At 47.1% G+C, this 11,959-nt stretch carries 11 protein-coding genes; all 11 read left to right on the forward strand.

All coding sequences use genetic code 11. The annotated features are described in order from the left end of the window. Nucleotides 1–90: 90 nt before the first annotated feature. The 11 genes from BMW45_RS13070 (at nucleotide 91) to ftsH (ending at nucleotide 11,950) form a co-directional block, all read left to right on the forward strand. Nucleotides 91–933 carry a fumarate hydratase gene (locus BMW45_RS13070; RefSeq protein WP_025234488.1) on the forward strand — a complete coding sequence of 281 codons (843 nt, stop codon included), beginning with the start codon at nucleotides 91–93 and terminating at the stop codon, nucleotides 931–933. Between the two features lie 90 nt (nucleotides 934–1,023). Next, nucleotides 1,024–1,581 carry a Fe-S-containing hydro-lyase gene (locus BMW45_RS13075; protein WP_054790403.1) on the forward strand — a complete coding sequence of 186 codons (558 nt, stop codon included), beginning with the start codon at nucleotides 1,024–1,026 and terminating at the stop codon, nucleotides 1,579–1,581. 99 nt (nucleotides 1,582–1,680) lie between these two features. Then, nucleotides 1,681–2,793 carry an Ldh family oxidoreductase gene (locus BMW45_RS13080; protein ID WP_025234486.1) on the forward strand — a complete coding sequence of 371 codons (1,113 nt, stop codon included), beginning with the start codon at nucleotides 1,681–1,683 and terminating at the stop codon, nucleotides 2,791–2,793. A 203-nt stretch (nucleotides 2,794–2,996) separates the two neighbouring features. Then, complete coding sequence (hemA, locus tag BMW45_RS13085) at nucleotides 2,997–4,148, forward strand: glutamyl-tRNA reductase (RefSeq protein WP_242883012.1); 1,152 nt, start codon at nucleotides 2,997–2,999, stop codon at nucleotides 4,146–4,148. Next, entirely contained in the window at nucleotides 4,145–4,789 is a 645-nt protein-coding gene (locus BMW45_RS13090; protein ID WP_242883014.1) for a precorrin-2 dehydrogenase/sirohydrochlorin ferrochelatase family protein, read from the forward strand. Before hemA ends, BMW45_RS13090 begins: the two co-directional genes overlap by 4 nt. Next, nucleotides 4,779–5,681 carry a hydroxymethylbilane synthase gene (gene hemC / locus BMW45_RS13095; protein ID WP_092244275.1) on the forward strand — a complete coding sequence of 301 codons (903 nt, stop codon included), beginning with the start codon at nucleotides 4,779–4,781 and terminating at the stop codon, nucleotides 5,679–5,681. The genes BMW45_RS13090 and hemC overlap by 11 nt, the downstream gene beginning before the upstream one ends. A 13-nt stretch (nucleotides 5,682–5,694) precedes the next feature. Continuing rightward, nucleotides 5,695–7,200, forward strand: coding sequence for a uroporphyrinogen-III C-methyltransferase (cobA, locus tag BMW45_RS13100; protein ID WP_092244278.1), 1,506 nt, complete (start codon nucleotides 5,695–5,697; stop codon nucleotides 7,198–7,200). 17 nt (nucleotides 7,201–7,217) lie between these two features. After that, on the forward strand, nucleotides 7,218–8,030 hold the full coding sequence (locus BMW45_RS13105) for a class I SAM-dependent methyltransferase (protein WP_242883016.1): 813 nt from the start codon (nucleotides 7,218–7,220) through the stop codon (nucleotides 8,028–8,030). 54 nt (nucleotides 8,031–8,084) lie between these two features. Next, nucleotides 8,085–9,362 (forward strand): glutamate-1-semialdehyde 2,1-aminomutase, encoded by a 1,278-nt coding sequence (gene hemL / locus BMW45_RS13110; protein ID WP_092244281.1) that lies wholly within the window; start codon nucleotides 8,085–8,087, stop codon nucleotides 9,360–9,362. A gap of 188 nt (nucleotides 9,363–9,550) precedes the next feature. Then, complete coding sequence (gene bilS / locus BMW45_RS13115) at nucleotides 9,551–10,054, forward strand: flavodoxin family protein BilS (RefSeq protein WP_054790372.1); 504 nt, start codon at nucleotides 9,551–9,553, stop codon at nucleotides 10,052–10,054. 21 nt (nucleotides 10,055–10,075) lie between these two features. Then, nucleotides 10,076–11,950: an ATP-dependent zinc metalloprotease FtsH gene (ftsH, locus tag BMW45_RS13120; protein ID WP_092244284.1), complete on the forward strand. Its 1,875-nt coding sequence runs from the start codon at nucleotides 10,076–10,078 to the stop codon at nucleotides 11,948–11,950. The last annotated feature ends 9 nt before the right edge of the window (nucleotides 11,951–11,959 follow it).

The following is an 11,959-nucleotide window of genomic DNA, read 5'->3' on the forward strand; positions in this document are numbered from 1 at the left end:
ATACCTATATGCCCTCGGGATTCGCGCTTTAGAGGGGCGCTCACCCTGGGGCAGGCTCTGCCCAAAAAGCATGGGCAAGAAGGAGGAAAAATGAGAGAAATATCGGTAAAGACATTGATCGACGTAGTAGAAAAGCTGTGCATTGATGCAAATCAGTACTTACCGGAAGACGTGAAGAAGGCGATCAAAACCTGCCGCGCCTGTGAGGACTGGGACATTGCCGCCGGGGTTCTTGACAATATTATCGAGAACTTTGAAATCGCAGAAAGGGAAGATGTTCCTATCTGTCAGGATACGGGCATGGCCTGTGTTTTTCTGGAGATCGGCCAGGATGTCCACTTGATTGACGGGGATTTGACCGAAGCAATCAATGAAGGCGTGCGCAGAGGCTACGAAAAGGGATTTTTAAGAAAATCTGTCGTAAAAGATCCGGTAAGGCGGGGAAATACAGGTGATAACACTCCTGCTTTAATCTATACGGAAATCGTTCCGGGAGACCAGGTGAAAATTACGGTAGGACCCAAGGGCTTTGGCAGCGAGAATATGAGTGCACTCCGCATGTTTAAGCCTTCCGCAGGACTCCAGGGAATCAAGGATTTTATTCTGGAAACCGTATCTGCCGCAGGTCCCAATCCCTGTCCTCCCATCGTAGTGGGTGTAGGGATAGGAGGCAGCTTTGACAAGGCAGCTCTCTTGGCGAAAAAGGCTTTGATGAGAGATTTGGATTCCTCTCATCCGGATCCTTACTATGCAGATCTGGAAAAGGAAATGCTGGAGAAGATCAACCTTCTGGGAATCGGACCTCAGGGCTTTGGAGGTAAGACCACTGCCATTGGGGTGAACATTGAAACCATGCCTACCCATATCGCAGGCATGCCCTGTGCCATCAATATTAACTGTCATGTGACTCGCCATAAAACGGAAGTAGTCTAATGTCTTTGAAAGACTCAAACGGTGAAAGACGCACGCCGCTTTTCCTTACTTTTTCGTGCCGTATGCGTCAGCGGCGGATTGGAGATAAAAATGATAAAGCATATTACACTGCCTTTGACAAGAGAATTGTCTAAAACCCTTCACGCAGGAGATACGGTTTATCTGACCGGTGATATCTACACTTCCAGGGACGCCGGGCATAAGCGTATGTGTGAGACCCTGGCAAAAGGCGAAAAGCTGCCCTTTGATCCCATGGATGCCACGATTTACTATGTGGGCCCCACGCCTGCAAAGCCGGGCCAGGTAATCGGGTCTGCAGGACCTACTACCAGCGGCCGGATGGACGCCTATGCTCCCACAATGATGTCCGTAGGAGCCAGGGGAATGATCGGAAAAGGAGCCAGGCAGCCGGATGTGGTGGAAGCCATAAAAAAGTATGACGGTGTTTACTTTGGCGCCATCGGGGGAGCAGGAGCGTTGCTTGCCAAATGCATCAAAAAGCTGGAACCCATCGCTTATGAGGATTTGGGAGCAGAAGCTTTGTGCAGACTTTACGTAGAAGAAATGCCTTTGGTGGTTGTTATCGACTGCGAAGGAAATAATCTCTATGAAGAGGGGAAGAATGCTTATTTAAAGTCAAGAAAGTAATTGGAGTGAAACGCAGTAACCTTTTGATGAAAAAGCAGCGGTTTCTGTCATATGGGAGCCAATGTTTTTAAATAAATTTAAAAAATACAGGAGGTAATTATGGGAACCAAAACAAACATTGTGGATTGGAAGACAATTACGGATTTTGTAGTGGATGCATTTAAGGGGTATGGGATTCCGGAAGAAGACGCAAAAGTCTGTGCGGATGTATTGCTGGAGTCTGACAAGAGGGGAATTGAATCTCATGGGGTAAACCGCTTTAAGCCCATTTATCTGGACCGTATCAAAGCGGGAATCCAGAACCCGGTGACAAATTTTGAGGTAGTAAAGGAAACAAGAACCACAGCGGTTGTGGACGGCCATGACGGCATGGGCCAGGTAATCGGTGTAAAATCCATGAATATGGCCATCGAGAAAGCCAAAGAATATGGCATGGGCATGGTGGTTGCCCGCAATTCCACCCATTACGGCATTGCTGGCTATTATGCAACAATGGCTTCCCAGGCAGGCTGTATCGGAATTACGGGAACCAACGCAAGGCCTTCCATTGCTCCTACTTTTGGCGTGGAAAATATGCTGGGAACGAATCCTCTTACCTTTGGTATGCCTACGGATGAGGAATTCCCCTTTGTGCTGGACTGTGCGACTTCCATTACTCAGAGAGGCAGGATCGAATACTATTCCCGTATCGGCAAGTCCACTCCTTCCGGTATGGTAATCGGACGGGACGGGCAGCCTCAGACGAATTCAGACCAGATTCTTTCTGATTTAAATACGGGAAAAGCAGCCCTCGCACCTTTAGGCGGAATCGGTGAAGAACTGGCAGGCTACAAGGGATATGGCTATGCCACTGTAGTTGAAATTCTTTCTGCAGCTTTGCAGCAGGGGAATTTCTTAAGAGCCTTAACAGGCATTGGAGAACAGGGAGAAAAGATTCCCTTCCATTTAGGCCATTTCTTCATTGCCATTGATACGGAAGCCTTTATGGGCCTGGATTCCTTTAAAAAGACATGCGGCGATATTCTCCGGGATCTTCGCGGTTCTGTCAAAGCTCCTGGGGAAGACCACATTTATACGGCAGGTGAGAAAGAGTATCTGGTATGGCAGGAACGCAAAAACAGCGGTGTGCCGATCAATGATGCAGTTCAGAAAGAGCTTATTAAGATCAGGGATGAACTGGGATTAAGCCAGTACCGGTTCCCATTTGAATAAAAAGTATTGCCATTTTTGATATGTCCCCTTCCAGGCAAACGAGTGTAATATTAAAACCCGTTTGCATGGAAGGGGGCATTTTCGCTTAATCCTATGAGCCCTGGAATGTCCGGTTGCTCTTTTCTGTCTTCTTATGTTAGAATAGATAGGAGTTTTTATGAACTGATTCTAACGTTAAGAAAGCTGGAAAAATGATGTATTGTATGAGTATAAGCCATAAAAAGGCTTCTGTGAATATCCGGGAACAATTCGCCTTTCATGAAAATGAGAAGACGGAGTTTATAGAACGGCTTATGAAGAAGAAAGCGGTGACTGGTGTAGTTGTGCTTTGCACCTGTAACCGCAGTGAGATTTATGTTTCAGGAACAAAGCATGCAATTGGGGAACTTCAGCGGGAGGCTGCTGATTTTAAAGGAATTAGACTGGAAGAACTGCTGAAATATCTAAATATCTACGGTGGGGAAAGCGCCATAGGGCACTTGTTTAAAGTGGCCTGTGGGTTCGATTCCATGGTGCTGGGAGAAGACGAGATTTTAGGGCAGGTAAAGGGTGCCTATGAGATGTCTAAAGACCAGGGGGCAGTGGATTACGAAATGAATGTGCTGTTCCAAAGGGCGTTTGCCTGTGCCAAACGGATCAAGACGGATACCAATTTATCCAGAACGCCCCTATCCGTTGCAACTCTTGTAGCCAATGAGGTGTTCCGCTTTGAAAAAGAGGGCGGTGATAAGAATGTGATGGTGATCGGCATGACCGGTAAAATGGGGAATACTATAACAAAAAATATTTTAAGCAAGTCCGGAATCCATGTCACCGGCACGGTCAGAAGCCATAAGTCCGATCTGACTTTTGAGGTAAAGGGGGACAGGGTGAAGGTCGTGGATTACAGGGACCGCTATCAGTATATGGATGAGATGGATATTGTCATCAGTGCCACTTCCGGCCCCCATTACACTGTGACCTGTGAAGAACTGTCAGAGCAAGTGACTCCTGGGAAAAAACGGCTGTTCATGGATGTGGCAGTTCCTGTGGACATGGACCCTGAGATTGAAGAAATGGAAGGGCTGACTCTTTATAACATCGACTATTTTGAAACACTTTCAAAAAACAACACGGAAATTAAACGAAAGGAATTGGACCGGGCAAACGTAATCATGGAAGAGGACTTAGATGGGGCCATCAAGGAGGTGGTGTTCCATCCATACATCCGGAGAATGGAAGAACTTAAGGAAGCATTTGCGGGAAAACGTCTGGATACCCTTCTCTTTGAGATCAGGGACCATGTTTCCAGTGAAGAATTAAAGGTGGTACTTAAAACCCTGGATGGCTTAGAACGCTGGATTAAGGAGGGATGACCGTGGCTTATTTCCCGTTTTTTGCTGATATTGAAGGGAAAAGATGCCTGATCGCAGGCGGAGGATCGGTCGCCTGCCGCAAGGCTCTGACACTTATGGATTATGGTCCGGATATTATAGTTGTGGCTCCGCAAGTGATTCCCGAGTTGGAACGGCTGATAAAAGAAAACAAGGGAAGACTCACATGGTGGTGCCGGGAATTTGCAGAATCTGACCTGGAGAAAATGGATTTTGTAATAGCGGCAACTTCAGATGAAGGATTAAACCGGCAGATATCCATCTGGTGCAGGGAACAGAAGATTCCAGTCAATGTGGCGGACAACCAGGAGGAATGCAGCTTTATTTTTCCAGCTCTTATTAAAGATGGAGAGATCACGGTGGGGATTACCACAGGCGGAAGCTCTCCGGCCCTTGCCCGGTATTTAAAAGAAACGCTTAAAGAAGCCATACCTGGGGGACTTGGCGGCCTGGCAAAGCAGCTTGGCTCATACAGGGATATGGTAAGAGAAAGGGTAGACTCCCTACCTGTCAGAAGGTCAATATTTAAAACTATGACAGAGGAGGGGATCCGCCAGGGAGATTATACCAGAGAACAGGCAGATGAACTGATAGAAAGGAAACTGGCGGAGCATGAAAAGTAATACCATTCGTATTGGAACAAGAAGAAGTGCTTTGGCCGTGGCCCAGGCAAATCTGGTAGCAGAGGCTCTTAAAAAGGCAGGTAACGGCTTATCGGCAGAACTGGTGTTAAAGCAGACGGAAGGGGACCGGATTCTTGATAAGCCGCTTTTGGAATTTGGAGGAAAGGGCGTATTTGTGACGGAATTTGAGCAGGCCCTTTTGCGGGGGGAGATTGATTTTGCAGTCCACAGCGCCAAGGATCTGCCCATGGAGCTGGAAGAGGGGCTGGGAATTGTGGCAGTTCTGGAGCGGGGAGATCCCAGGGATGTTCTGGTGACACCAGCTTTAAGTAACCTTTCCGGAAAAAAGGAAATCATAATTGGAACCTCCAGCTTAAGAAGGAAGATTCAGATGGAGGAGATTGGAACGGCCATGTGGCCGGGAGCTTTGGTTCGCTGCGAGAATTTAAGGGGAAATGTACAGACCAGACTTTCAAAACTCATGGAAGGCTCTTATGACGGCATTCTATTGGCGGCTGCCGGATTAAAGCGTCTGGGACTTTGGGAAGACAGCCGGTATGATTACCATTGTTTTGATTGTGAGACCTTTATTCCGGCTGGAGGCCAGGGGATACTAGCGGTGGAAGGACGGCTGGATTCCGGTCTTGAAGCGGTGGTAAAGCATATTGAGGATGAAGAAGCCAGGATGTGCCTTTCTTTAGAACGGAAAATATTAAGGCATTTAAATGCCGGCTGTCATGAACCCATCGGCGTGTATTCCAGACTGGGAGGCGGGGATATGGAGGTTCTTGGAATCAGCAGGAGAGGGGAAGAAATCAAGCGGATCCATCTTTGGGGAGGAACCGGGGAACTTGACAGGCTGGCGCGGCAGGCCGCCGATGGCCTTGCGTAATAAGGAGGATGCTATGAAGGAAACAGGAGTCGTCTATCTGGTAGGGGCTGGTCCGGGAGATCCGGGGCTTATTACGGAAAAAGGGTTGTCAAGGCTGCGGGTGTGTAACGCAGTGGTTTATGATTCCCTTCTTTCTCCACGCCTTCTTGATGAGGTACCTGACCAATGCCGGAAGATTTATGTAGGAAAACGGGCCGAGCGTCATTCTATGAAGCAGGAGGAGATTAATCAGCTTCTGGTAGAGCTGGCAAGGGAAGGTCTTGCAGTTGTGAGGCTAAAGGGCGGTGATCCTTTTGTATTTGGACGGGGTGGAGAAGAGATCATGGCTATTTCTGAGGCAGGAATCCCTTATGAGGTGGTTTCTGGAGTTACCTCTGCGGTCGCCGCCCTTGCAAGTGCCGGGATCCCGGTGACCCACCGGGCGCTTAGCAGAAGCTTTCACGTCATGACCGGACACACACTCTCAAAGGAAGGAACGCTTCCTCCTGATTTTGATGAATTTGCCAGGCTTTCCGGCACATTGATTTTTCTTATGGGACTTGGGAACTTATCCCTCATCGTAAAGGGCCTTTTAAACCAGGGAAAACCAGGGGAGACACCTGCTGCGGTTATTCAAAACGGAACTCTTCCCGGAGAGAGAACCATCCGCGGGACCATAGAAAATATTGAGGAAAAGGTGCTGGTGGCTGGAATAGAAAGTCCTGCTATCCTTGTGGTTGGAGAAGTGGCTTCCCTTGATTTTTCTTCTACGTCAAAACAGCCCCTTATGGGGTGCCGGATTGGAGTAACAGGAACGGACACCTTTACAGAAAGGCTGAGAAAAAAGCTGGAATCTTTTGGAGGAGCTTCGGAATGCATACTGAGCCTTTTGATCGAGTCCTACCGAAAGGGAGCGGAAATGATGGAAGCATATGAAAACCTGCCGTCCTACACATGGATTGTATTTACCAGCGCCAATGGAGTAAGAGAATTTTTCCATGGGCTTTTGGAATGTGGGCATGATTTCCGGTCGGTGGGTCATGTGAAATTTGCCGCGGTCGGAAGGGGAACGGCCGATGAACTGCTGCGGCACGGCTTTTCTGCAGATTACTTACCAGAGAAATATCAGGTACAGGATCTGGCGGAAGGCTTAAAAGGCTTGATTTCCGGGGGAGACAGGCTTTTGATCCCCAGATCCTCAGGCGGCTCCAAGGAGCTGAATGAGATTCTTGATGAAACCGGAGCTTCTTATGATGACATCGTTCTCTATGATGTGGCCCTGGCAGGCCTGGAGACGGAAAAAAGGACGGAAGCCTTAAAGCATTTGGACTATCTGACCTTTTCAAGCGCTTCCGGTGTAGAGGCTTTTTTCCGGGAGGCAAATGAGGAAATAAAGGAAGCCCTGGCAGGTCTTAAAGTGGTCTGCATCGGGGATATAACAGCAAAAGCCCTTATAGGGCATGGGAGAAAGGCAGATATCATCGCCGGGGTTTACAGCATCCAGGGGTTAACGGAAGCCATTTGCCGGGATTGGAAATAGGAATAGGAGATGATTCATTGGATCCATCAATAAAGAATGTGGAAATGAAGAATAAGGATCGGTTTTTAGGATTTGCGGATGTCTATGATCAGGCAAGGCCGGAAATGCCAGAATATCCGATCGAGATCATAACAAGATATTTAAATAAGAAGGCAAATATTGTAGTTGACTTAGGCTGCGGTTCGGGCTTATCAACAACTGCATGGAAAAACCATTGCAACGCCATTATCGGTATTGAACCAAGTGATGATATGTTCCTGGCCGCCAATAAGAAATCAGATAAAAACATTTCGTTTAAGAAAGCGTTCGCCCATGAGACAGGTTTAAGCAGCGATTGTGCTGATGTTGTTATCTGTTCCCAGTCTTTTCATTGGATGAACCCTGCATTAACTCTGGCAGAAGTAAACCGCATACTAAAGTCCGGCGGTATATTTGCTGCGGTCGATTACGACTGGCCGCCTGTCTGCAAATGGGAAGCTGAGCTTGCCCATAAGCAGCTATTTTATAAAGTCAGCTGCCTGGAGGAAGAACATGAGGATTTGAAAGATGATTATATAAGATGGGATAAAAATAAACATCTGTCCAATATCAATAATAGCGGTTACTTTCGTTATCAAAGAGAAATTGTTTTTGCAAACAGAGAATCCTGTGATGCCAAAAGATTTATCAGTATGACGTTAAGCCAAAGCGGACTCCAAAGCATCATGAAACATAAGTCGGATTTAATTAAGAGTGCTCTGGATGAATATATTGAGACAATACAGTGCTTATTCGCCGGTGAGATGATGGAAGCGGACTTCTGTTATCGCATGCGCCTGGGTATTAAATGATCAATTTAACAAGAAACGAAAGCTATCTTACGGATTGAAAAGGAGTCAGTTAGAATGAAAATAGAAGAATCAAAAACATTATTTGAAAAATCAAGGGAGTATTTCCCGGGCGGGGTCAACAGCCCGGTTCGTGCTTTTGGCTCCGTGGGAGGAGTACCGGTCTTCGTAAAACGGGCGTCAGGCTCCCATATTTTCGATGAGGATGGAAATGAATACATTGATTACGTGAATTCATGGGGGCCATCCATTCTTGGGCATGCCTGCGGGCCTGTGGTGGAAGCGGTGAGAGAGGCCTGTCTTGACGGCTTATCTTTTGGCGCGCCTACCAGAAAGGAGCTGGTTCTGGGAACACTTATCAGGGAGTGTATGCCTTCCATGGAGATGATGCGTATGGTAAGCTCCGGAACAGAAGCGGTCATGAGTGCGATCCGCGCGGCAAGAGGCTATACGGGAAGGGATAAGATCGTAAAGTTTATTGGCTGCTATCATGGACATTCCGATGGACTTTTAGTTAAGGCTGGTTCCGGTGCCTTGACAGAATCTGCACCGGACAGTGCCGGTGTACCGGCTTCCTATACCCAGCACACATTGTTAGCCAGATATAATGATGAGGATTCCGTTAAAAAGCTGTTTTCGGAATTTCCCGATGACATCGGAGCGCTAGTGGTGGAGCCGGTGGCAGCCAATATGGGGCTCGTTCCGCCAAAGCCCGGTTTTCTGGAATTTTTAAGGGAAATTACGGCAAAGTATGGAGCGGTTCTCATCTTTGATGAGGTCATTACCGGATTTCGTATGGGGCTTGGAGGCGCACAGGGATATTACGGTGTTACTCCTGATATGACAGCCCTCGGAAAGATCGCAGGCGGTGGAATGCCGATGGGAGTGTATGGTGGAAGGAAGGAGATCATGGAGGTGGTTTCTCCTTTGGGAAAGGTATATCAGGCAGGAACCCTTTCCGGCAATCCCATTGCAACGACAGCTGGAATCGCTACCATCAGGACCCTGATGGAGCAGCCGGGAATCTATTCTTCTCTGGAAGAAAAGGCTGGAAAGCTTGTGAAAACTCTTAAGGAAACGCTTCCGGAAACCTGGGTGAATCAGGCAGGCTCTCTTTTCAGCGTATTTTTCACAAAAGGCCAGGTGGTGGATTTTGATACAGCTCTGGCTTCGGACACGGTTAAGTATGGAACCTATTTTCATTATCTTTTGGAGCACGGCATTTACACGGCTCCTTCCCAGTTTGAAATTTTGTTTCTTTCTGCGGCACATACAGATGAGGATATTGAAAAAACCTGCAGCATCATAAAGGATGCAGCAGGAATTATTTCTTAAGAATGGTAAAATATAGCTTTGGAATGGCTGGGTGTCAGCAGTTCCAAAGCTTTTTCAAATTTTAAGGGAATAACCGTGCATTTTGCCATATAGATTCTAAAAGTTACATAAATTGTATTAACATTTTCCGCAATCTCTTGATAAATAGCTAGATTTGGTATATTTTAATCTCATAGGAGGCTGAATGTATGGACTATTTAGTTGTATATACAAGTAATACTGGAAATACCCAGAAGGTTGCCATGAAAATTTTTAAAACCCTTCCTGGAAAATCCAAGGATATTGTCAGTCTGGAGGAACTTCATGGAGAAGAAGCGGATACGTATTTTGTAGGTTTCTGGAATAACCGGGGAACCTGTAAAACGGAAGTGCTTGACTTTCTTTCGGATCTCCACGGCAAACGGGTTGCTTTGTTTGGAACCTGCGGGCTTTCCGGAAATAAAGAATATTATAAACAGGTGGAAAAGCAGGTGGCTGTATTCCTTCCTGATGATAATGAATATCTTGGCTGTTTTATGTGCGGAGGAAAGATGGCTCCCCAGATTTTAGAAAAGTACAGGCAAATGCAGGCGATTCACGACACTCCTCAGATCAGAGCCATGATATCCGCATATGAGGATGGGATGCTGCATCCCAATGAACAGGATTTTAAGGACGCGGAAGAATTTGTAAAATCGGTTCTTAAGGAGTAACAAAAGAAAAGGAGGAGAATTATGGGTTTGAAAGATGATAATACACAAAATAAGCAGAAAAAACCGTTTATTTTTTATTATGTAATCGTTTTATTAGTAATGATATTGTTTAATGCATTGACGGTTCCATGGATTCAGTCCAAATCCGTGACTGAGGTTCCCTACAGCACGTTTCTGGAGATGGTAGACCAGGGGAAAGTTCAGGCAGTTGCAAAGACAGAAACAGAGATCCAGTTTAAATCAGATACCGGAAAGAAGGACTGGGAAGGCAAGCCTGTGTACGATGTATATAAGACCGGACTGTGGCCGGATGATACACTTACCGAAAGGCTGATAGCCCATGACGTTTCTTTTGAAAAGGCGATTGTAGAGCAGATGTCCCCCTTGCTTTCCATTTTGCTTACCTGGATCATTCCCATTTTGATCTTTGTGTTTCTGGGGAATTTTCTATCCGGGCAGATACAAAAAAAGATGGGCGGCGGCAATGCCATGAGCTTTGGAAAATCCAATCCGAAGATCTATGCGGAATCCGAGACAGGAAAAACATTTCGGGATGTGGCCGGCCAGGAGGAGGCAAAGGAAGCTTTAACGGAGATTGTGGATTTTCTTCATAACCCCCAGAAGTATGCGGATATCGGTGCATCCCTTCCCAAAGGTGCCCTGCTAGTAGGCCCTCCCGGAACCGGTAAGACACTCCTTGCCAGGGCGGTAGCAGGTGAAGCACATGTGCCGTTTTTCTCCATATCTGGTTCTGAATTCGTGGAAATGTTTGTGGGTATGGGTGCGGCAAAGGTCAGGGACTTATTTAAGCAGGCCACTGAAAAGGCCCCCTGTATCGTATTCATCGATGAAATTGATACCATAGGCAAGAAACGTGACGGTGGCGGCTTCACCGGAAACGACGAACGGGAACAGACCTTAAACCAGCTCTTGGCTGAGATGGATGGATTTGACGGAAGAAAAGGCGTTGTCATATTGGCAGCCACCAACCGTCCGGATTCCCTTGATAAAGCTCTTTTAAGGCCGGGCCGTTTTGACCGCAGGATCCCTGTGGAGCTTCCTGATCTTAATGGCAGGGAGGCCATATTAAAGGTTCACGGCAAAAATGTAAAGCTGTCCGATGATGTGGATTTTCATGGAATCGCACTTGCCACGGCCGGGTCCAGCGGTGCAGAGCTTGCCAATATTGTTAATGAGGCGGCGCTCCGGGCAGTCCGGATGGGCAGAAAGACCGTAACCCAAAGAGACTTGGAAGAAAGCGTAGAGGTAGTAATCGCAGGATACCAGAAAAAGGATGCTTCTGTTAATTCCAAGGAAAGGAAGATCATTGCTTATCATGAGGTAGGGCATGCGCTTGTTGCTGCTTGCCAGAACCATTCAGCGCCTGTTCATAAGATCACCATTATTCCAAGAACTTCCGGCGCCCTCGGCTATACCATGCAGGTGGATGAAGAAGAACGCCACCTGTTGACAAAGGAGGCTGCCTTAAGCAAGATCGCCACCTTTACCGGAGGAAGGGCGGCAGAAGAGCTGATATTTGATACAGTCACCAGCGGCGCTTCCAATGATATCGAACAGGCTACCAGAATTGCCAGGGCTATGGTGACCCGTTACGGTATGAGCGATGAGTTTGATATGGTGGCCCTTGAGACCGTAACCAACCAGTATCTGGGCGGAGACACCACTCTTGCCTGTTCTCCTGAAACGGCAAAGCAGATCGATGATACCGTAATCAGAATCGTAAAGGAACAGCATCAGAAGGCCTTTAATATTCTTAAGGAAAATGTTACAAAGCTGCATGAGATCGCAGAATATCTCCTGGAACGGGAAACCATAACAGGGGAAGAGTTCATGAGGATCGCAGGTTTTGAGACTGCCGGAACCCAGGAAAGCTAAAAATATTGT

It is taken from the genome of Lacrimispora sphenoides (assembly GCF_900105215.1).
GTDB lineage: Bacteria > Bacillota > Clostridia > Lachnospirales > Lachnospiraceae > Lacrimispora > Lacrimispora sphenoides_A.

Bases quoted from the DNA above. Each gene is read 5' to 3' on its own strand.
- BMW45_RS13070 (WP_025234488.1), top strand. From the start codon at position 91: ATGAGAGAAATATCGGTAAAGACATTGATCGACGTAGTAGAAAAGCTG.
- BMW45_RS13075 (WP_054790403.1), top strand. From the start codon at position 1,024: ATGATAAAGCATATTACACTGCCTTTGACAAGAGAATTGTCTAAAACC.
- BMW45_RS13080 (WP_025234486.1), top strand. From the start codon at position 1,681: ATGGGAACCAAAACAAACATTGTGGATTGGAAGACAATTACGGATTTT.
- hemA (WP_242883012.1), top strand. From the start codon at position 2,997: ATGAGTATAAGCCATAAAAAGGCTTCTGTGAATATCCGGGAACAATTC.
- BMW45_RS13090 (WP_242883014.1), top strand. From the start codon at position 4,145: ATGACCGTGGCTTATTTCCCGTTTTTTGCTGATATTGAAGGGAAAAGA.
- hemC (WP_092244275.1), top strand. From the start codon at position 4,779: ATGAAAAGTAATACCATTCGTATTGGAACAAGAAGAAGTGCTTTGGCC.
- cobA (WP_092244278.1), top strand. From the start codon at position 5,695: ATGAAGGAAACAGGAGTCGTCTATCTGGTAGGGGCTGGTCCGGGAGAT.
- hemL (WP_092244281.1), top strand. From the start codon at position 8,085: ATGAAAATAGAAGAATCAAAAACATTATTTGAAAAATCAAGGGAGTAT.
- bilS (WP_054790372.1), top strand. From the start codon at position 9,551: ATGGACTATTTAGTTGTATATACAAGTAATACTGGAAATACCCAGAAG.
- ftsH (WP_092244284.1), top strand. From the start codon at position 10,076: ATGGGTTTGAAAGATGATAATACACAAAATAAGCAGAAAAAACCGTTT.